Here is a 21,904-nt window from a genome sequence, read left to right as displayed (position 1 = left end):
TTAATGTGGCGCAGAGAGTGCTATTTGTATTACAACGTGGCAAAAAAGATATTATCCTCTCGTTACAAATCTAAAATCAAACATGCACAATATGTCAAATCCCGCAACATAAACTTAGTTACGGAGCCGATAGGACAAGGCGCGTTATCACGATTAATCACGCGTGAAGGCGTTACAATGGGCTTGTTTGATGTAGGGCATGGTACCCCTATCAATAAGGGTGTCATTAGCAATGGAAAGTACAAGTTCAACGATAAACTGGATTCCACACAAGTCGTTTTCCTTTCTCATTGGGATGAAGACCATTTTCAACTTGCAACGCATGTGAAATTTAATTTTTTACTGGACTGTTATTGGTATTTCCCGTTTTCGATAGACATAATTGAAGAGGGTAGTATAGGTAAAGCATTTGATTACGAGCCGAGATTATTGGTCTGGGAAACAATCTTAAAGATTGTTAAAAATAATAAATTTATGGTTATTGATCATGAAACTGAAGGAAAGATATCGCTAGGTGTGAATAAAGAAGTTTTGTACGCTTGTGGCAAAAAGAACGAAAATTCGAACAACAGGGGAGTTGTGTATATCCTCAGCACACAGCAGACCGGTTACAAGATGCATGTATTCATACCTGGAGATGCTGACTATCAAATAAAAGAGGCCTGGCTTAAAGTGAGCTATACCTCAGTTATAGCCTCCCATCATGGTTCAAAGCATTTACCGTCATTAAAGCTGACACCAGCAAGACTCCCCTTACCCGCAAACAAAAAGGCAAAATTTGTTTTTAGCTTCGGCTTTAATGACCACCACAAACACCCATCAAATACAGCTATTTCGCTTGCGCAAAACCAGGGTTATGTCGTTGATTTTACCTCGGACAGATATTGGCAGAACGTTCCAAACTACAAATTTTTCAAGCTCTCTCTTTATAATAAATTTGCAAAGCAGATTTATCATTTAGATTAGGTCTATTGGTTCTCATTAACAGATAGCGAACCGGCCATCAGCCCGGGCTACTCTGCTAAGCATCACCTGCTGACTCATTTCCTGTGCTGATGGCAGTATAAATATCTTGCAGAGCCAGTCACATCTCGTGTGGGGGGGAAGCAGTCTCCCCGCGATCTCTGCTATATAGTAGAAGCGACAGCCCCTTTTTGAGACTTCGTGCCTATGAAAAAAACAGTCCTGATTGCGGATGATCACCCGGTTTATCTGCTGGGGTTACGTACCCTGCTACAAACACGCCACGATCTGTATGAGATCGCCCATGAAGCCACCAGCGCTGACCAACTGATGACGCAACTGGCGCAACGACCGGTAGACATTATTATCACCGATCTGAGTATGCCTGGAGAAAAGGCTCCAGATGGCCTGGCGATGGTGCAGAGTCTGACACGTCGCTATCCACAAAGTATGGTGGTGGTGATCACCATGATCAGCAACCCGGAACTCCTGGCTGCCCTGCGCCGTCATGGCGTGCATGCAGTACTGAGCAAAAACAGTCTGTCGACTGAGCTTATCAGGACCCTACGCCGTCCGCGTCAGCAGCAAAGCGACACCAGCAAACCCGAAGCCCATCTCACTCAACGTGAAATTGAAATACTACGCCTGCTGTTGCGCGGCATGACGGTCAACCAGATTGGCGAGCAGCTCAACCGCACCAAACAAACCATCAGTACGCAAAAAAACAGTGCCATGCGCAAGCTCGGGGCCACCAACGATTATGAACTTTTTCAGTGCGCGCAAAGCCTGGGGCTGGGCAGCTAACGTTTTCCTTCTGTTATTCACGCTGTGCGCACCCGCCGCGCACGCCGCTCCGTTGCGTATTGGACTCCTCAACGAAGCCCCCCCTTTTGACGCCATTCTGGCCGATGAAGCCAGCATCTTATTTACCGCGCCACAGTTGGTCCGTCTGAATAGTCGGGAAGACGCGTTGAAAGCGCTGAATCTCAGACAGATTGATTTATTGATTGCCACAACCCCACCGCTGCCCTCTTTGGCGGGAAGCGACCCGCTGCTGGCCTTTCCACTCAACATATTGAAAACCAGCCCCCCTGGCGAGGGAGCCACGTTACGCTTTCCCGCGATCCCGGCCAGTCCCTCGCTGCCGGATAACCAGCCTGGCGACAGTGATCTGCATGAGAATATTCAACGACTGATACGCGGTGAAGCCAATCAATTGATCGCCCCGGCGTTTTTGCTCAATCGCTATCTGTCACATGCTCCCAATACCGACCTGGTCCTGAGCAGTGACAGCAAGTTACCTTCATTGCATTTCTACGCCTGGTCGCTGCCATCACGACATAATCTGATAGTCGAAGTTAACCAGCGTATTGCCACGCTCAACCAGGCGGATGCCGGACAGCTGGAAAAAAAATGGTTACTTCCCACCGGCAGCGTTTTCAGTGCACGTTATCCCCCCAACGCGGAACTGGCCCCGCCCATTGCCGTACAGGTCGTGGTGCCGGATGCTCCCCCGCCGTGGGTGCAAATCAATAAAATGGGTGAGGTACGCGGTGTCTGGTATAACCTGCTGACGGCGATGTTCCCTGAAAGCCGCTTTAGCCTGACATTCGCCCTGCAAACCCCTGTCCAGGGCAGCCCTGACGTCCCTATTAATCTGCAAATCATTGCCGCTGCAACGTCACCTGACCCGTTGGCGGTGCCGTTTGACGCCCTTAACTGGGGGATCGTCAGCGCCGCAAAGAGTCAGCTCTCCGGTTCTTTCACCAGGCTAAAAGATAGACGGATTGCCGTACTGCGTTATTCGCCCTTGTTAAGCCAACTGCAAGACCGACTGCCTGCCGATAATCTGGTGATCGTGGATACCCTGGAACAAGGGTTGGCCTTACTGCATGCCGGAGGAGCAGACGGCCTGGCGGGGGAGATCTTCAGCCTGGATTATGTATTAAAACAACAAAATGAACAGCAGCTACGACTGACCCCACTTGATCTGGCTGAAACGCCGCTCTGGTTTACGATCAGCGCCGCTGATAATGCCGATACACAGCGGGTACGACAGGTACTGGCGCCCGTCAGCCAGACTGAAGTCGATAATAGTCGCGCCAGAAGTCTGGTGGCATTGCAAAGTAACCGTTTGACGGGCAATAACCTGTGGCTTATTGCTTTGGGGATCGTGGCGCTGTGCGCAGTGTTGCTGGCGTTGGTGGCCTTCAGTCTGGCGCAAATACAGCGTCGGCAGCGTGAGCGCGATACCGTCGCGTTACATAATGCCCTGACGTTGTGGCAAACCCTGATGAACAACGCACCGGTGCCGCTGTTTGTCTGTGATCCATCCGGCACCCTGACGCGTTTCAATGACGCCTTCCGTAGCGCGCCCTTTCTGCCCCCAACATTACAGGAAGGTGCCATTCTGGCTGACCTGCCGTTGGGCGCTATCGCCCGACAACTCGCGTTGCCGCAGCGTCTGACCTTGCTGAATTCTCCGCTACCGATCACCGGCGAAACCACGCTGGATGACGGCATCACAACCCTGTTCTGGTGGTTGTGCAGCTTTAGTGACAACCGTGGTCGGCCGCACGGAATGGTCGGCGGTTGGGTCAATATCAGCGAAAAAGCCGCGCTGACCGAGGCACTGAATCATGCACTGTCGCAGGCGAAACAAGCCAGCGAGGAAAAATCGGCGTTTCTGGCACGCATGAGCCACGATATCCGCACTCCGCTCAACGCGGTCCTCGGGCTGCTGGAGCTGGAGCGCGATAACAATCAAAATCTGGATATTGCCTGGCAATCAGCCGTCACGCTGCGCGATCTGATTGGCGACATTCTTGACCTTTCGCGCATCGAAGCCGGGGAATTACAGCTGGATCTTGCGCCACATAATCTTTATCAGGCGTTAAGTGTCAGCGGCGAAATATTCTGCCGCAGTGCGCAGGCTAAGGGACTGAGATGGCATAGCGAGCTGGCGCTGTCTCACAACAACCATTACCTGTTTGATAAAACTCGCCTGAGTCAGGTAGTCTCCAACCTGCTCAGCAACGCCATCAAATACACCCGAGAAGGGGGCGTAAGTTTTATCGCGCGTGAGCTGCCGGGCAAGTTGATCCTCACCGTACGCGATAGCGGCATCGGGATGTCGGCAGAAGCGCAGTCCCAGTTGGGACAGGCCTGGTTTCAGGTCGACCAGGCCACGCCGCAAAGCAGCGGCCTCGGGCTGGCCATTTGCCACCAGTTGGTGAGACTGATGTCGGGTACGCTGCGTGTAACCAGTCAGGAGGGACAAGGCACTGAGGTCGAGGTCCATATACCGCTGGAAAGAACCGAGGAACAACCTGTCGATACCCCCATCACGCCCACCCAGTTGTCGCGCCAGCATGTGTTGGTGGTGGATGATTTCCCCCCCAATCTGACGGTGCTACGTTTGCAACTGGAGAAATTTGGTATGCAGGCCAGCTGCTGTGGCAGTGCGGATGAGGCGTTGGATTTTATCGCTCGCCAGCCCGTCAATATTCTGATTACCGACTGCCAGATGCCACAGATGGATGGATATGAACTGGTACAAACCCTGCTGATCCGTGAGCTGCTGGGACAGGGTAGCGCCCCGGCGATAATGCTGGGCTGCACCGCCAATGCCTTGCCACGCGAAGAGGAGCGCGCGCGGCATGCTGGTATGGACGACCTGCTACGCAAACCCCTGACCGCTTCACGTTTGCATCACGCGCTGGCACAGCATAACCCTGAGACGCGACAGGAGCCCAACCTTGAAGCACTCTATGCGTTGGCAAATCATCAACCTGACGTTATCGAGCAGATGCGGCAGCAGATGCATGACGCCATTCGCAGCGACCTGGCGTTGTTGACATCGCCCTTCCCTGAGCCGGAGGAACTCAGCCGCATTGCACACCGGCTGAAAGCATCATGGAGCCTGCTGGGGATGGCTGCGGCACTGCGCGCCTGCCTGGTGCTGGAGTCGCTCCCGGAATATCTGGACAGCGGGCGCGTGGCGCGAGCAGATATTCAGACTTTAGTGATAAATTTCTCAGAGGTGATGCAACGAAGCCTTACGCGGCTGGATGTGGCGCTGAGGACAGAACAGGTCTGACGTAGCGGCGCGATCTATTGCGCTATTTTACCTTCGCGTGATAAATCACGCCGCTACGGAATAACGTTTTAGCCAAACGAGATTGAAGATATAGCAGAGCTCTTCATATGTTTCCTGTACGGATGATTACTATCGCCTTGTGTAAATTTTATTAACCATAACTTCCAGAGTGTTTGCAAAAAAATTCAATAAAGAATCACGTTCTGCAACTTTGCTTTTTAAATCCGCTTCAAATGATGTATTAGATTGTAACTCACACTTCATCAACTGTTCTTTAAAAGAATCTATGTCATGATCTAACTGATTTCTTTTTGAAATAAACTCTTCTGCCTCTGCCTTCTCTTCAGAAGTCAACTTTTTTTCAGCCTCGACCTTTGAAAAAGAGATATTCTCAGCCACAATCCGAAAGACATCCTTGTTGGTTTTTATCGAAAATTGAAAAACACAAACCGCGTCACTTGCGGATTTAGTGTTGGCAGCCCCCCTCTGGTGCATAATGGTAATTTCATAGTTGAAAAACTTCTCTCTGAGTTCAGATACCATTTGCTCCATACTGGACTTTTTGAAGTATAGTCGGCAGATCTCATCACGAACCGTTTCCGAAAACCTACGATCACCTCTGTTTGAAGCATTATATGGCTCTATACTATGCGTAACATTTTCGTAGCGGTAAAGATTAATGTTGACACTGACGACTTGTTTAATGGGGTCTATATCATAACCCAGATTAGACATCTTTCGACGTAGTTCGTTTATATTATTCACTTTGGTATAATATCTTTCATACGCCTGAGAAAACTCTTTCACCAGACCAGAAAAATTCTTTTTGACTTCAATGTCAATATCAAAGTACTTTGAAATCGAATCACTACTCCCTTGCAGAGCATGATAAAATTTCTTATCACGACTGCGCGCTATTTTATCAGCAAGACTGGCATGTGTTTTTTCATTGTAATAATCTCGATTGCTGTGAAAACTCTTCGGAAAAGCAGCACAATTGAAAAATGACACCAACCTTTTCAAAATAGAGGGTTTACTCTTCTGACTTTCACAATCAATATTTGATATTGTTGCCGAATTTATTGGCGAAATCGCTTGTGGCATAATTACTCCCTTTATTCACCGCTTCACTTGCGGCATCCCCCAGGACAGTGGCGAGTTGATATAAAAACTCCGTACCGTAAATGATCATCTTAACCAGTTACTCTCAGCAATCCTCTGAGTTAAGTCCAATTTCATTATTTTGTCACTGTAAACGCCGGAAAATATCCGGCAGTGGGTACAGATGGTGATCAGGATTCGGAACCTGCCAATGCCTTTATTGAGTAACGCTATTCGCGTCACCCTGCCAGGTATCAACAAAGGCGTTGATTTCATCAATCGGCAAATAACCCGCTGCGCTGGTTTATTGCATACGCCACCCTGCTTTGACGATATTCTCAATGTCACCGCAGCAGACGAGAAAATTGCGCAAAATCGACAGCTGCTGTCTTGTTTGTACCTTATTGATGGTGATACATCCTGTCAAAACACGCCGCAAGCGCTGGGAACATTATTTCGCACGCTACTTAGCGGTTTTGTTGCCGAACCTCTGGCCATCAATTATCAGGTGTGTGAAACCCTGGCTACCGCCCTGGATCCCTGTAGAATGCAGGGAAACAGTGACCGCTGCCAAAATAACACCACCTGCTATGCCGCCGTTGCCGAACGGCAACGCCGATTAATACCTTTCCGTTTCGCCAACTATCTTCAGACGCTTAACGATCGCCGTCCGCTAAGTAGCAGCGATCATATCGAACGAAAACAGCTGACTGAACTACTTCAGTGCACAGATTCGCGTCCCGTCCTTCACTTAGTGGAATTTGATGGACAACCGCTGAGCTGCGTCACCCGTTCACTGACCGCCATCAGCGAGTTGGTCAGCAATGCGCCAGAGAGAGATGTAGCTTATACGCTGGCAAAATTGGCGTCAGCGCAAAATCCCCCTTTGCCGATCGATATCGTGATTGGAACCGCCTTTGACTTCAACGGACTCGCGACACGTACTCCCGATCTCTATCCCGGCATGCTGGCTAAAAATCAAACCTCGAAAATCCTTAAGGCGCTGGAACGCGCCATCAAAACCTTAACTGCTGCCCATCAACGTCCATTGGTTAATCGTCTGCTGCAACTCTTTTTTGCTCGTGAAGACGAGGGTTTTATTCAGCGTTTCACCAAACAACTGCGTCAGATGAAGCGGGATCTGAACCGGTTTAACCCAGGAAAACATATTCAATTGAGTGCAGAAGACGAAAACAGGATGACGGTGGATTTGGCTGACTATAAACGATTCGTTAAAAACTAGGTCGCCCTTGAGAATGGCGAAACAGACGTTGCACGCTTTAGCGATCCGGTGTGCACCATCAACACTGACCAATTGCTGCATCAGCTGAATCACTGTGGCGGAGATAGCGGAGAATAATATGGCTGAAGAGGCAATCAGTAAGCTGGAGAGATCACGCCTTACCCCACCGAAGCGATAACAGGGTTCGTCGCGGTGCGATAAATCGCGCCGCGACGAGAAAGGGATTATTTTGACAGCCAGGCTTCCATATGATCGATTTCCGCGGTCTGGGCTTTTATCACATCTTCCGCCAGTTCACGCATCACCGGATCTTTACCGTATTTCAATTCCGTCTCGGCCATCGCGATGGCACCTTTATGGTGCTCGATCATCCCTTTTGCAAAAGCGCGGTCCGGGTTGGATTCGTTTAATCCCTGCATCATCCCCTCATGCATCCCCTGCATGCCTTGCATATATTCCTGAGAAGCTGCTGAGGTTGTGGTTTCGCTGCTCATCTGATGCGCGTGTTCGTCACTGTGCGTCTGATTAGCCATTACCAGTACCGGAACAGAAATTAACAACGCGGCCAAAGAAAGTTGAATTTTTCTCATATAGAAATTTCCTGGATATTTAAGTATAACGTGAGTGATGATAACTTTTTGCAATGGTTTCACGAGAACGAATAATAAATTTTGATCCAGCGCAAAAAATGAAGACGCCAAAGACAACACATGAAGGTTCTTATATTAGACTTCACGCCATCTTAATCAGGCAAAGAATTATGAACGTGCCGGATAATGATGATTACAAAAAACAAATATGCTGATGTTTAACTGATATCAGTTGCTAAACCATGCCTGCAATCCGGTAAATTATCATTACCAAAAATAAGAGAGAAGTATCATCTATGATAACTGCACACTCTATTGCGATATCACCGTGGCAAAACAGCGTTGCCCCTGGAACATCTGGCAACTTTGCTTCCTCATTCGCTCAACACATCAAAGAAATAAGCAACAAGGTCTGTCACACGATATCATCAGCAAGGAAAATCTCTACTGAACTCGCCAAAACCAGCACCATGAACATAATGCAATTTGGACCGCAAATTCGTGTATTTAATATTGACCTCAAAGGTACAGCGACGGCGGTCATAACAAGAGATGCTTTGTCGGTTTATCCTTTGCATTTAGAAGTGGGTAAGGAACAGGCAGGTTTCTATTTACTTTCTGTCCATCAATGGGGAATGAAGTTTACCTATAATGGCAGTTTCAATCCTAAAAAATGGAAATGTGAATTCACCTATGAAAAACTCGAACACCTCGATAAAGCCATCCCCTACGCCAAATTTGGCTCTGGCGCATATCAGGGTTCAGTACAGTGTAATTTCTTTGTTGAGAGCGGAATGACCACCATTTACCCCGAAAACCCAACTAAAAACATGCTGTATGACACCTTGTGTCGCCTGCCAACGGCGATATGTGAGTTTGGACTGGACCGATTGTCTGACTATTGTTATGGCAGCGACGCAGACGAGTCTGAACCATCGCCTGTGCCTGCCAACAACACGACGATTGCCCCCCTCCGAACGACTGAAGCAAACCAGAATATTACTGTATTTTTGGCTGAAGCCATCGCCAATATGTTCATCAACGGAATTAAAAGTAACGATACTAACAAAGTATTTTGGTTAAATTTTGGCAACGGCCCTGTTGATATCAATGCGGCAATAACCTGGCATCTGTGCCAGAGCGTTAGTATTTCCGTGCAAACCAACAATTACTTACGCTTTAATTTCACAGTTATGTATATTGATGGCAAAATCTCTTTTTCAGGCAACATCAAGTTACTCACTGAACTTTTAGGCAACGCTTATGAATGTTGCCAAAAATGGGCTGAGATTCATAAAATCGCCAGAGAAAAGACCGACAATGCCGGAGTGCCTGCTAAAATAGTTAATGACTTTTGTAATGAGGTTCGTATATCGATCGAGCAAAGTGAGAATGATGCTCCCGCGGTAAACACCCCACCGCTCATTAATCGCTCGGTCAACCAATTGACTCAACCTGAGTTTTTACAGGCACTGGCAAAAATCACCAACAGTTACTGGATTATTAAAGATACAGATAATAATTTTCTGACAGGTTACGATCCGGAAGGTGATAAACTTATTCAGGACTTAGACCCGGCTGATACGCATCATAGATATATCCTGGGTGCGACAGAATCCGTCAATTCGCCCAATATCACTCATCTCGGAGAATACAAAAATAATTATGACGTACTGGTAATGTTAAAAGGAGAACCTCTGGTCGCTCACTTTTTTGCAGGGGAAATTATGAAGACTGTGACCGGCAAAAATGCCAACTGATATCAAGCCAGACCGGTTAATCACCGGCCTGGCGCGCCTCACTTATTGACAACCTGCATGCATATTATCCCCTCCCAATGGGCGCCACACACCCCATCGCCCGCTGTTCTCGGGGTTATCACCGCGCGTCCACCAGCCACTGACCCACACCTTCCCGTTATAACTGACCTTATCGCATAAGGTGTAGACTTTGCCCGCATCCCATGCCGCTGCCCCGCTGGCTGGCTGTTCTTTCGCGGGCACCACAATTTTTTGACTGAGGGTGCGTGAATGTGTCCCGGCCTTCACCACCACCGACACGTTCAGATTCTGTATCTGCGCCTGTTTACTGACGGTAAAACTCTGCTGTGCCCTGCCGTTGCTGTTACCCTGCGGGATCGTCCAGTCATAAGATGCTGAGTTGGTCGGCGCAGTGGTGGCTGTCACCTCTCCGTTAAACGTCATAGTATTGCCGTTGTCTTGCGTCGTAACGCGTAACGCTGCGCCACTCACAAAGGCCGCATCCTGGTTCACCTGCTGCGGTTTTTCTACCGTTACGGTGATCAGACTCGAGGCTTCCCGCTCATTTTTGTCCCATACCGTCAGCCGGTATGTCACTTCACCGCTCTTATTCATCGGGATCAGGGCTCGCGCTTTAGCGGTATTGACCACCCATTGCCATTGTCCACCCTCCGCATTTTGCAGATAGAAGTCGCCACCGCCTTTCACCATATCCCATTTGTACTTGACGGCATTTTTACTGGCACTGCCATCGAGAGCATAAGCGCGTGAGGCATCGCTGGTACCTGTGACGGTAAAATTTGCCCCAGCCACGGCCACCGGTAGCACATCCTGAGGCTGAGAATAGTCATATTTGATATTCTCGTCGCGGTTCTCCCAGATAGGATCGCTCATCATCGGCAGCGCCAGCTGTGTCAATTTCTGCCGTGTCGCATCGGAAGCCTGTAATCCCCATTGATCGTAGAAAGGCACCAGGTTGTAGCCCGCCAGGCGGCTGGTCTCCAGAATGAAGCGCTGGATTTTACTGTCGTGGGTAACGGGCACGTCGGTCATATCACGATAAATACGTCCCAGCTTCGCGTAAAAATCCTTGCCAAAGGTCAGGTCGAGTTGCCACAACATCGCCACCTTCACAAACAAATCCTGCGTATGGTAATTGCGTTGTGGTTGTTGAAAATAGGTAAACGCTTTAGCCCAATCACCGGCGGTTTCCAGACGTGAGCGCGCACCGAGTTCGCGCTGAACATATAAAGACGTAAGGTTGACGCTGACCTCACCCATGTCATTCCATTTTTGCCCCTCCATCTGAAATTGGTGGCCAAGTTCATGCCATGGACCCCAGCCGTTTTGCACCATACCGGGTCCGTGAACCACCGTGCGCATCGCAGCGTCGGAGCAGGCTTGCAAGCGCCATGTCCAGGAGTTTAACTCGCCATAACAGGTATCATTATTCGCCACGCCTTGCGGCGGTATGCCGTCCACAAAGTGGAAGCGATGCGGGATTCGGCGATGCTTGCTGTCCGCAGCGCTTTCGATCAGTCCGTACTGGTCCTCTGTCCAGGTGACGATGTTGTCCCAGGTGGCCAGCATGTCATTGACATCTGCCGGCGCGATTGACTTCTCGGCAATGCTGCGACGCAGCGTGATCATCATGCGGTCACTCAGCAGTTCAACATAAGGTGACGCCTGCATTTCCGGGTCGGCCAGCATGCGTTGCCAGTCATCTGCTGTATTTTGCTTCAGAATAAAACGTGGAAAAGGTTGCCCACCCTGAATATCGACCTGAATATCACCCGCAATCGGGTTACTGTGATTGGCGATATACAAGATGCCATCCCGGTCAACTTGTAGGGTGTTGTTGCCCCGTTTCAGGCTCTGACGCATCGCGTGGGTGTATTTCCAGGTGCGATCGTGCGGAACGCTAACAAAAGATTCCAGCGCAGGTGCTGCCACATTCGCCGGATAAGTGATGTTGATGTTCAGTACATCGCCTTGTTTTACCCAAAATCCGGTTGATTGCAACGGTGTCTGGTCATAGCCGCGTTGCTGACTGATACGTAATTCATGCGGTGTGCCGGGTTGCGCAAGGGTAAACTGACGTGCCGGAATAATGCCGTCATTCACCTGATGCAGCGTGAACATACTGCTCGCTGCGTCAGATACAGGTGATGCACTGAGATGCACTGGCACCCACAAACTGCTGATGGCTAAAGCCAGACATCCAAATTTGAATTGTTTCATAACTCTCTCAAAATGTTTCAGATAATTTCAGAAACATTTAATGCGAAGTAATGAAACGCTGATATCAGATGTTATCGGGTAAAAATTAAGAATTTTCTCTGGAAAATTTGGAAATAACCACATAATACCCATCACGAAACCTGAAAATGCCTGTCAGTTAAGAGAAGGGACGGGTCTGCTTGCCAGCCGCGCATTGAGACTCTGTGGTGCTATGCCCTCAAGTTTCTCGTTGGAAAAATTCGCTATCAGCACTGAACCATCGCTAAAGGTTGTCTGCTGCACCCATCCTTCCTTATCGAGCCAGCGGAAATCAATCAACGCTTTGTCCCACAGCACCTGATGCAGCGGGCGAAACTGCGCATCAGCCTTGATGATCTCCGGAAGACGCTCCCGCAGCGTGGCACGGCTGACATTAAAGAGTGGCGGCGTATTATACAGCTGGCTTAGCAAGTCACGCGTCCGGGTGACTTCAGGGAATTTCAGGTTATCCAGCGTCCAGTGATGGGTATTGATCACCGCGTCGTGAAAGACCGCCTGATACAAGGGAACGCGGTAGCGCGGATCGAACACGACAGTACGATAGAGAGGCTTGAGCTGAGCCGCACGGAAAAAGGTCGCTGGCTCGGCATCCGGCCACCACGCGCCAAGGTAATAAGGTGACGTTTTGTCATGCCGCATCTCTTTATCTCGCCAGCCAAAACCCCAGCTTTCCGCGCCGTGGGCAAACATCAGGTAACGCGCCGCCACGGCGTTTCCATCTTCAGAGCCTAAAGGCAGCCCGATCTGCTCACTGAACCACGCCATACGCGTATTACGCGCTGCGGCCATCTGTGTCGCGCTGGTCAAATGTGCAGGCTGGTAATCATCATCCACCATACCAGTGCCATCTACATCAAGAAACAGGCTGTTTAAGCCGGCCAGTTGCATTAACGCGCGTATTCTTTGTTGTGAGTAAGGCAGTACACAACCCGGATTCATATAATACCCTTCACCGCCAAAGCCGGGCTTTTTGCTGCCATCAGCACGAACGATGGCGCAACGTTCACGTATTTCAGCAGGTAGCTGTGCAGTAACCCAGCTATCGTTGCGACCCGGCGCTAAGGCGGTGTCGTAAGAATCGTAACTCGCGACCAGATAACCCGCAGCTTTGGCGCGAGCCACCGCATTGGGGTGAAGAAACGCGGCGGTCCAGGTATCGGTCCCCAACCATAACCGTGCCAGACCCGCACGATGTAAACTGTCGATCACCGCTTCAGACAACCCCTGCCCCCACAGATGAGGGGCCGTCAGGTAGCCCCCTAATTGCTGTTGCGCCAGTTGACGAACCCTGGCCGCCTGGTGTTGTTGCGCCCTGAGATAATCTGGATCGTCGGGTGTGGCGTTAAGAGGCACCTGCGCCACCAACGCGCGGTTGAGTGCGGTAATAAGTGCGCTTTTCTGCCAGTCCTGCGGTCGCGATTGTTGCAGGATCTTCTGCGCTTCGGCACCCATGTTGCGTTTCACTGTCGCCCCCGCAGGCGATTTCAGGGAGGAGAACAACCCAGACCAGTTTCTGATATCTTCCGGTGCCAGCAACTGGCTGCCCCACAGGTACAGAAAGGTTGCGCCAATCAGTTTCCGCCCTTCCGGCTCTGCTGCCAGCTTTTCACGCAAGGTGCTGAACTGCCCGGTTTGTTTCAGCCATGTGCGATAACGCAATGCACCCGATAAGAGAGAATCCCCAACATGCAACAACACTTCAAACGGTTGCTGTTGATTAAATTGGTTAAATTCGTGTTGGCTGTGCATCGCTAACTGGTTGCCGTGCTGGCGAAAGGTGATGCGATTGTGAAATGGCGTCAGCAGTAGCCAACTGTACGTTTTATCCTGTTGTTGGCTCCAGAGCGGCAGTTTCAGATCGTAATTGGTATCAATCGATTCCTGTTCATGTGCCAGGTAGGTCTGCCATTCCGGGTTATCAAGTGGAATGCGGCTCCCCTCCCCCAAAGGCAACAGCAACACGCGGGTGTCATTCGGCAAATCAAACCAGTTCAGTACCTGAGGTTGATCACTGCGAAATGTCATCCGCAGATCGGCCCCCTCCACATCGGCGTTGATATGCAGGCGCTTTGCAGGCCAGTACCAACTGGCCGCAGTAGCGGTGGTTTGCAACGCGGTTACGGTCTGAACAGACTGCGGGCCGTTGACCTGCGTATCACCCACCTGAATTTGAAGCGTGGCTGGATCAATCATAAAACTCTCCGCCCCATGCTGTAAGCGAATGGCAGAGGTGGAAAAAGCAATAATAAATAGCAACGTAGCGAGTAAAAGCTTATTCATGCAAATACACTCACGAAAGTGATATTGAGCGCAGAGTGTAGGGGGGAAATCAGACAGCACACCTGATTTTCAGGATAATAATCAGACTGAAAATCCTGAGTTTACATTAACATTCAGGCGTTCTTGATTACTTATCTCAGTGATTGAATATGACTCCAGATATCATTAACGAAAGTTTTCAATATTTCGCAAGAGGATAATATGAATAGAATTCATGATAACATCACGAATCTGGAAGGTTGGGTTGTTGTTGATCAAGATGTAACCCACAGCCAATATGAAATGTCAGCTCACATTGAATGCATTGAAAATGCTCAACAGACACTAACTCAGCCCCCTGCAAGGCGAAGAAATAACCTCGGGAGGTTGTTCAATCGCATCATTCCAGGTACGCCAGAAAAAAACGTACGCAGCGCACAGAAAACTATTGAAACGTTGCTAAAGGAAAAATCATCTCCCGTTGAAAAAGCAGAGGCGCTACTGAATTACCTGTTAACTAGCGAGTTACCACTTGATAAAATCCTGAACCTGAAGAAGATCGACACTGAAATACTAAAGGCATTAATTCAGAACATTGGCAAAAAGATGCTCTACATCTTTACGCCTCGAGAACACGTCATCACGCTATTTAATACTATTCTCAATCCCCTCTATGCATTGCAGGACGAGAAATCACGTTGTGCTTCAACCTGGTTTCAACATGAGCTTTTTTTGTTATTCAGATCATTAACGAACACAACGACAGAAGATTGGAAAACTGTTGAATTCCTACATAATCTGGCGGTGTATAAAGATAATTTTCATCAACTAACAGGCTTAATCCAACAAGGCAGGCGCTGTCAAACAGACCACGTTCCCGCTGTCACACAAGACACATCACCCATTGCTGATTTACAACGAACTGAATATTTATGCAATCAATTAGAAATGGATATTTTACAGATTGACTTCTCATTAAATAACTCTGGAAAATTCGTCACCCCGGCCATTGAAATCCTTTCTCTGGTCATATCAAATATTTATTTTGGCATCGTCGCAGCGTCATTAATGAAAGACAAAACACGTTCTGGACATTTTATGACAAGAAATGCAAACATGATGGCAACCCTGTTAGCCACCGTAAGCACCCTTTACAAAAAAATAATTAGCTTCACAAACACCGGTGATAATAAAAATGAAAAAGGCCTCATCACCGTTGTCCCTGACCATAAATTTATCGCGTATAACTATTCTGATTTCGTCACGCATGTCGAGGTTACAGAATGGCAAGGCATAAAAAAAACACTTCGCGTTCCTCAAATGACACCGCAAAGTAAAGCTCAATTTTCTTCCGCATTCGCTATCGCTGGCTTCAGTCAGGAAGCGGAAGCATTAATAACAGGTCTTGACAGGAAACTGAGTATTCTTTTCGATCTTAACGCTCCTGCAACAATATAGGCAGAAGCAGAAGAAGAAACGTTTTGCTGTGATCTGTCGCCCTGATTTACCGCTTGTGCGTCATCTCTCACAAATAAAACAGAGGTCGATCGCAGCAATTCACATCGCCCTTTCCAGACGTTGATAAGATGCGTTACTCTCCCTGCGAGATAACGCCACAGGGAAGATGTAATGGCACTGAATCAGGGACGACAGCGTGGAGATCATCCCACGCAATGTAAATGCAGCACACCTTCATATTTCCGTTCACCGCATTTCAAAAAATTGCCTGGCGATTTCCCCGGCCTTTGCTCGTCTGGCGGATATCGACGAGCCTGAAATTTTCGCCTTCGTCACCGCATTCGTTATTTTTCCGCTGTCAAAAAAGAAATTCCTGCATCGGGTGAAGGATTTTACGGTGGAAAAGATATTTTTACGGTTTTTTGGTGGCAATAAAAAATAAACGCGCAGAAATGAAAAAGCGGCTTCGGTAAAAACGAAGCCGCTTTACATTAAGTATCACCGGGGTATGCGTTACTCAGCTACCCATAAGCTGACAGCAGCATCAGGGGCCCAATGATTGGCACCCACATGCGACTGCAAACAGCGATACACTTTTCCATTATAGCTGACTTTATCGCCTTTACCGTAAGCTGTACCGGCTTTAAACGCGGTTGTAGCGCCAGTGTCACCACCATTGCCCGGCTCTTCGACTTTGGCTTTCACCAGCACACGGGTACTCGCTGTGGCGCTAAATTCCTTGTCCTTCACCGTAACTGAGAACGTCAGGGTGGTGTCGCTATTCACCTGTGGTGCCACAAAGGTGGTCGTCACGCGATTAACAACAAAGTTTACTGTCGGTCCAGAGGTTTGTTTCCACTCATAGCTCAGCACATCGTTATCCGGGTCGGTAGAACCGGACGCGTCCAGCGTTACGCTGGCGTTGCTCTGCACGGTCTGATCCACACCCGCGTGGGCGATTGGTGCCTGGTTTGCCGGACCGTTAGGTTTCACCACCACCGCAACACTCTGACTGGCAGGGGACTCATTACCCGCCGCGTCTTTCGCCGTAATCCAATACTGATACACCACATCGTTCGGCTGATGATGTTGAATATTGTTATCAACCCAGGCAGTTGTCATTGAAGTCCCCACCTGCATGCCATCACGCCAGATGGTGTAACCCACTACACCCACGTTGTCGCTGGAAGGCTGCCAGTTAAGAATGACGCTGTTATTCTGCTGATTGTGGGTGATGCCAGTCACAATGGACGGCGCTTCCACATCCGGCAACGTGTCGAGGGTGTTTCTGTAGCGATTAGCGAATTCGTAACCGTAACTCTGCCCTGCTTTGTTTTTCCCGTTGTCCCAGTTAACGGACCAGGTCATCAGACCCTTGATCGGTTCTCCAGCCGTCGTCAGACGGGCCAGCGCGTTATATACCGCCTGCGGATCTTTCACATAACCGTTAGCAGCCGCATCGTTATTGGTCGGCAGACCAATAACCAGCTTATTGGCGGGGATTTTGGTAAAGCCGCGAGTACCGTTAGCCAGGCTATCGGTCAGATAAAACAGGAAGTGCTCCTTGCGGGCATCGTCGTTCTGTGTCAAATACCAGACACCCACTTGCGCATGTTCTTCAGTATTCATATCCACACCCGCACCATTCTGGTTGTAATATTGCGGCGCGATAAAGTCGTAAACCCCTTCCAGGTTCTGGAGATAAGGTTTATAGGCACCTTCGGTGGTCAGATAGGGGAATTCCGGTGCCATGCTGATAATAAAATGTTTACCCTGCTGCTGATAATGCGCACGCACCATTTTCAGCGCTGCCGGGATTACCGAGCTGTTATCGCCAGCCGTAATGGCACTCTGCTCAAGATCAATATCCAGCCCGTCAAAACCGTAAACCTCAACCAGACGAATGATCTCATCCGCCAGTGCCTGCTCCTGCCCTTTATGCAGCAGAATATGCGCTTCAGCGCCGCCAAGAGAGATAAGTACAGGACGGCCTTGCGCATTGAGTTCAGCTACCTGCGCGCGAAACTCTTCATCAGTGGCGTTATAAGGTTTAAAGGTGGGAATATTGCCGTCTTGTCCGTCGAAAACTTTCATAAAGGCGACGCTGACAACGTTAAATTCCGCAGGCACTTCGCGCAGCGATATGCTGGATGGCAGACCGCCGAGATAGCCCAGATTATCGCGGGTGCCGGGCCAGTTGTGCCAATACCCCAGCAACACTTTTTTATTACTGATATCTGGCATCTGTGATGCCGCGTCCTGCGTGGCAGCGTGTGCCAGGTTTCCTGCACCACACAGCAGCAATGCCAGAGTCAGTACATTAAGCTTTCTTTTCAAAGTAGCGGGCCTCAATAATTAAACATAAATTTCGACCGGGAAAAATACGTTATTATTCAAGCAACCACGATGCGAAAACCCTACAGCTGGCAGAGAATATCAGAGGAATAGATGAGGATGTTCTGACTAATCCTGATGGCGGGTTAAAAACCGCCGCCACCTATGCCGCTTAGCTGACTTACACGGGGTAATGACAGCGGAAGCGCATGGCAAAATAAATGCGTGTATTGCGTCACCGTCCCGGTGCACAACCAATCGTGCACCAGGCCAGACATGACCCCGAATCAGAAAGCAAAGCCGACACTGGCCAGCACATAAGAGTGGTCATGCCCGCTCTTATATTCCGATGACACCTTATTGAATGAGAGCGATAACGCACCGGTGGTTTATGCCGGTAACGCGACGCAACTGTATGCCCTGAATGCCCAAACCGGTCAGTTGCTGTCTGAAATTAGTATCCCGACAGAAAACAACGCGCAGTATGCAAAAAAATGGTGAGTGATCCGCGCGGCCAGCACCTTTATCAAATGTTTATCTCCAATAACAAAGAAGTGGGCGCCATTACCACCACGGCAGACAACTCAGCATTTAATCCCCTTTTCACCCTGCCGGTACCGAAAGGAGAATTTGGCGTAACTTCATCGCTGGTCACGGAGCATGCGCTTTACTTTGGCGTCGGACGTGGACTTTACCGCTACGAAGTGAAAGCGGAGGAGGAGAATACCGCCCCGGTGGCGATCGCCGGAAAAGACTTCACGGTGAAATCTAACCCAGAAAGCAGAGGTTATGACCTCAATGGCCTGGCAAGCCAAAATGCCGATGAATATCGCTGGAGTATCGTCTCAGGCAAAGACGACTTTTGGTTACAGGTGCAGGACCGTGCAGTTTGGGTGAGTAACGTTTACCAACCCACCGCGCGAGCGCTGATTCCGGGCGGGAAGACCGGTAAGGTCACTTATCGTCTGGAGGTGAAAAATAAGCAGGGTGAAACGCATTACAGCGATATTACGGTAACGGTAGAGTAAGAGGGTTGGTCGATAACACTCTCTGAATATTTTTAATGGATAACTGATAAGCGATAGTCGTTTTCCGTAAATTGAGGAAAACCACTATGGCACAACACCATGAACTTTATCGTTATTGCGCTCCCGGTCAGCGCAGCGAGAAATACGCCCCCTCTGCGCAGCGGAGGCAGCAGGTGCGTTATTTACCGGGTCTGGAAATACGCATCTGCACCTCCCCTACTCCGCAATCTTCGCGATTACATGTCATTGCCGCGGGGCACAGCCACCTTTACCGTACAAATCAGACTTTTTCCCATTTTAGTCTTGGCAGCATAACCGGCGTGGTGAATGAAGCCGGACAATGGATCAACCGCGAATGCTTTTATCCATTTGGTGGCACCGCCTGCTGCTTATCTGGAGTGACCCCGCATCGGGAGACTTACTCTTTTATCTTTACTCCTTTTACTCCCGCCAATACCTGCTTGATAGCGGCTTCAATCTGCTCCACAGCGTCTTTAGGTAAGCGTACAAATTCATAACTGATCGCGCGCTTTTCCGCATTCACCTTACGACGGGCCTGCATATTACGATCGTCAAAATCTGCCAGCTTTTCCGTTACCAATGCTTTTGCTTTAGGCGGTATCAGGCTGCGCTTAGCCGCACGGAAATGGCCAAGGATCTGATTTTTTTGTTCATCCGCGCTGTTAATCTGCTGCGGATGCTCACCGATAAGCTTGCGTACCTGTTCCGCCACGTCACCGATCGCCACGCTTTCTGCTCTGGCATTGTCGGTCACATCCAGCAGTAACTGATAGTCTGGTAACGTCAGTTCCGACACCACCGGGAACAACGCGATCAGCTCTGCCGGAACTGAAGCGGCCTGAAAGGCGCGCGTCACTTTGGCGTTAGAGATCCCTTCCACTTTAGCGATGTCGCTTTTGCTCATGCCGTTCTGATTCATCAGGGCAAAGCGCAAGCCCAGTTCACGCAGGTTATGCTCTTTCGCGGTCTGAATGTCGGCCGCCAACTGGCGGGCATCGCTGATATCCAGCTCGTCGTTGGTAACCAACACTTCAAGGCTGGCTCCGGCGAACAGACAGGCTGCACGGCGGCGCGAGCCATCCATGATCTCGATACGATTATCTTTCTGCCGACCAATTGCCGGGAAGAATTGTTGCAGACCAATGGTACGCGTGATGTCCCGCACCGACTCCTCAGTCAGCGTTGCCTGATCGCGCCCGTTAATCTGGGTATCGACATAGGTGCGAGATGTAATGTCGCCATGTGGGATCAGCTGTCGGGTAAAGGTGGCGCTCTTGCCTGATTTCAGGGTGAAGGTGCGTGAGGCATTGTTGCTGTCGATAAAGTTAGCGATAGCCGTCTGGCCCATGGTACGACCAATACGTTGAACGGGTTTATGCATACTCACAGCGTACTCCTGATGTATTCAATGCGATCGAAAACAGCACGGGAGAACTGTTCTGCTTCATACTTGGCCTTTCTCAGCGCATCGGCACTGCCCGGATAGGAGAGCGGGTTGGCGCTGATTACCGTGTCAAACGACTCGCCACAACGCTCGAAACCGTCAAGACGCGGCAGTGATGCATCGAGCATCGATTTGGTAAATACCTCGCGCGCATAACTTTGCGACGTGAGATGGTCATGCTTGGTGGTCATCTTCGACATAAAACCAATATTTGCTTTCAGACGAGGCTCAACGCCCTCTTTCTCAATCCGCTCCAGCATTTCCGGCAGACGAGTGAGATACTTCATCGTGGAGTGGAAATCGACCTGCGCCGGTGGCGTCGGTGTCAGCAGAATGTCGCTGGCAGCGATGGCGTTCAACATGAAGGAGTCCAGATGTGGCCCGGTATCTACAAAGATAAAATCATAGTCGTCAGCCAGACGGTCAATCACATTGCGGCGCAGCACCTCCGAGGGCGCAACACCCGGCAGATATTGCTGAACCAGCGCATCCCAGTCACTGGCAACGAAACCGTCATCGATCGATGCGGGCATCACATCCACACCTGGCATTACCGTCGGCTGAATAAATTCACTGCGTAACTGGTCACGTCCGAGGTCATTGAGCATCGCCTGAGCAGCGGTTTCTGCCTTCGAACCGATGCTGTCTTTATGGCTTAAAAACATGGTGCTGGATGCCTGCGGGTCAAGATCGATCACAAGAATGCGTAAATCATTATGCAGCATGGCTGGATGAGCACGCATGCCGTGCGCCAGCGTCACGGTGCTGACGGTTTTAGATACACCGCCTTTGAGGTTAACCACAAACACCACAAACGGGCCTTTATGTTTGTCGCGGTATTTTGGGACGTTGCGGTGCTGGTAGATATCAATGACGTTTTGCAGCGTCAACGCATATTGCGCGGTGCTGCCGGTCTGCTTTTTACCGAACTCGTATCCTGCCTCTTCCATATCACCGATGGCGGCTACCACCGCATGTTTACTTAATAATGGGAAGTTCGCCACCGCGTTACGTGACCAGGTCTGGTAATACCCGGTTTGGTTGAATTCAGCCCGTTGCTGTTCAATGTGATTGCTCAGTCCCTGCAATAAACTGTGCGCTCGCTTGGCTGTCTCCAGCACATCGCCATAGTCACGTTTCATAACGTCCTCAGATGTAATGTTTTTTGGCATGATACACAAAAAGCGGGCACCTGCCAATTTTTCAGGAAAATACATTAAAACTGGAATTTTTCCCAAGGATTGGATTTATCTAATCTGACTGATATTTTCATGATAAAGCGGCTGGCAGCCTTGTTGCTGCCTGAAGATAACGTTAAAAATCC

The 21,904-nt window shown here is 49.6% G+C and carries 16 protein-coding genes; 9 read left to right on the top strand and 7 right to left on the bottom strand.

Annotation, left to right across the window (positions count from 1 at the left end; genetic code table 11):
• Positions 1 to 3: 3 nt before the first annotated feature.
• The 3 genes from AC6I8N_RS25860 to AC6I8N_RS25850 all read left to right on the top strand — a co-directional run bounded on the left by AC6I8N_RS25860 (position 4) and on the right by AC6I8N_RS25850 (position 5,062).
• Positions 4 to 966 (top strand): ComEC/Rec2 family competence protein, encoded by a 963-nt coding sequence (locus AC6I8N_RS25860; RefSeq protein WP_497831673.1) that lies wholly within the window; start codon positions 4 to 6, stop codon positions 964 to 966.
• A 204-nt stretch (positions 967 to 1,170) separates the two neighbouring features.
• Entirely contained in the window at positions 1,171 to 1,767 is a 597-nt protein-coding gene (locus tag AC6I8N_RS25855) for a response regulator (RefSeq protein ID WP_497831672.1), read from the top strand.
• Positions 1,724 to 5,062, top strand: coding sequence for an ATP-binding protein (locus tag AC6I8N_RS25850; RefSeq protein ID WP_497831671.1), 3,339 nt, complete (start codon positions 1,724 to 1,726; stop codon positions 5,060 to 5,062). Before AC6I8N_RS25855 ends, AC6I8N_RS25850 begins: the two co-directional genes overlap by 44 nt.
• A gap of 129 nt (positions 5,063 to 5,191) precedes the next feature.
• Here the strand turns inward: AC6I8N_RS25850 and AC6I8N_RS25845 are convergent, their stop codons facing one another.
• Positions 5,192 to 6,166, bottom strand: a complete 975-nt coding sequence (locus tag AC6I8N_RS25845) for a hypothetical protein (protein WP_497831670.1) — start codon at positions 6,164 to 6,166, stop codon at positions 5,192 to 5,194.
• A 181-nt stretch (positions 6,167 to 6,347) separates the two neighbouring features.
• Here AC6I8N_RS25845 and AC6I8N_RS25840 point away from each other — a divergent pair, with 181 nt between their 5' ends.
• Positions 6,348 to 7,406, top strand: a complete 1,059-nt coding sequence (locus AC6I8N_RS25840; protein ID WP_497831669.1) for a hypothetical protein — start codon at positions 6,348 to 6,350, stop codon at positions 7,404 to 7,406.
• Between the two features lie 224 nt (positions 7,407 to 7,630).
• On the opposite strand, the gene copM is transcribed toward AC6I8N_RS25840, so the two are convergent.
• Positions 7,631 to 7,996, bottom strand: a complete 366-nt coding sequence (copM, locus tag AC6I8N_RS25835) for a CopM family metallochaperone (protein WP_497831668.1) — start codon at positions 7,994 to 7,996, stop codon at positions 7,631 to 7,633.
• Positions 7,997 to 8,292: 296 nt separating this feature from the next.
• On the opposite strand from copM, the gene AC6I8N_RS25830 reads away from it, so the two are divergent.
• The gene (locus tag AC6I8N_RS25830) at positions 8,293 to 9,756 is read left to right on the top strand and encodes a hypothetical protein (protein ID WP_497831667.1); all 1,464 of its coding nucleotides are present in this window, start codon (positions 8,293 to 8,295) and stop codon (positions 9,754 to 9,756) included.
• A gap of 42 nt (positions 9,757 to 9,798) precedes the next feature.
• On the opposite strand, the gene AC6I8N_RS25825 is transcribed toward AC6I8N_RS25830, so the two are convergent.
• On the bottom strand, positions 9,799 to 11,898 hold the full coding sequence (locus tag AC6I8N_RS25825) for a M60 family metallopeptidase (protein WP_497831666.1): 2,100 nt from the start codon (positions 11,896 to 11,898) through the stop codon (positions 9,799 to 9,801).
• Positions 11,899 to 12,150: 252 nt separating this feature from the next.
• A complete protein-coding gene (locus AC6I8N_RS25820; protein ID WP_497831665.1) occupies positions 12,151 to 14,316 on the bottom strand; it encodes a glycoside hydrolase in 2,166 nt (721 codons plus the stop codon).
• Positions 14,317 to 14,517: 201 nt separating this feature from the next.
• Here AC6I8N_RS25820 and AC6I8N_RS25815 point away from each other — a divergent pair, with 201 nt between their 5' ends.
• Together AC6I8N_RS25815 and AC6I8N_RS25810 are read left to right on the top strand one after the other, a co-directional pair.
• Complete coding sequence (locus AC6I8N_RS25815; protein WP_497831664.1) at positions 14,518 to 15,753, top strand: hypothetical protein; 1,236 nt, start codon at positions 14,518 to 14,520, stop codon at positions 15,751 to 15,753.
• A 196-nt stretch (positions 15,754 to 15,949) separates the two neighbouring features.
• Positions 15,950 to 16,195 (top strand): hypothetical protein, encoded by a 246-nt coding sequence (locus AC6I8N_RS25810; RefSeq protein WP_497831663.1) that lies wholly within the window; start codon positions 15,950 to 15,952, stop codon positions 16,193 to 16,195.
• A 71-nt stretch (positions 16,196 to 16,266) separates the two neighbouring features.
• Here AC6I8N_RS25810 and AC6I8N_RS25805 read toward each other — a convergent pair whose 3' ends face one another.
• The gene (locus AC6I8N_RS25805) at positions 16,267 to 18,090 is read right to left on the bottom strand and encodes a glycosyl hydrolase family 18 protein (RefSeq protein ID WP_497831662.1); all 1,824 of its coding nucleotides are present in this window, start codon (positions 18,088 to 18,090) and stop codon (positions 16,267 to 16,269) included.
• 357 nt (positions 18,091 to 18,447) lie between these two features.
• Between AC6I8N_RS25805 and AC6I8N_RS25800 the strand changes: the two genes are divergently transcribed.
• Both AC6I8N_RS25800 and AC6I8N_RS25795 read left to right on the top strand, forming a co-directional pair.
• The gene (locus tag AC6I8N_RS25800) at positions 18,448 to 18,588 is read left to right on the top strand and encodes a hypothetical protein (protein WP_497831661.1); all 141 of its coding nucleotides are present in this window, start codon (positions 18,448 to 18,450) and stop codon (positions 18,586 to 18,588) included.
• Positions 18,582 to 19,115 carry a hypothetical protein gene (locus tag AC6I8N_RS25795; RefSeq protein ID WP_497831660.1) on the top strand — a complete coding sequence of 178 codons (534 nt, stop codon included), beginning with the start codon at positions 18,582 to 18,584 and terminating at the stop codon, positions 19,113 to 19,115. Before AC6I8N_RS25800 ends, AC6I8N_RS25795 begins: the two co-directional genes overlap by 7 nt.
• Positions 19,116 to 19,533: 418 nt before the next feature.
• Here the strand turns inward: AC6I8N_RS25795 and AC6I8N_RS25790 are convergent, their stop codons facing one another.
• Positions 19,534 to 20,517: a ParB family protein gene (locus AC6I8N_RS25790; protein ID WP_497831659.1), complete on the bottom strand. Its 984-nt coding sequence runs from the start codon at positions 20,515 to 20,517 to the stop codon at positions 19,534 to 19,536.
• A 2-nt stretch (positions 20,518 to 20,519) separates the two neighbouring features.
• Positions 20,520 to 21,722: an AAA family ATPase gene (locus AC6I8N_RS25785; protein ID WP_497831658.1), complete on the bottom strand. Its 1,203-nt coding sequence runs from the start codon at positions 21,720 to 21,722 to the stop codon at positions 20,520 to 20,522.
• Between the last annotated feature and the right edge of the window lie 182 nt (positions 21,723 to 21,904).

This window comes from Pantoea sp. X-Soil-TKNS-1279 (genome assembly GCF_059730565.1).
Note: the sequence above shows the minus strand (reverse complement) of the source record. Positions and strands in the feature narration are given on the sequence as shown.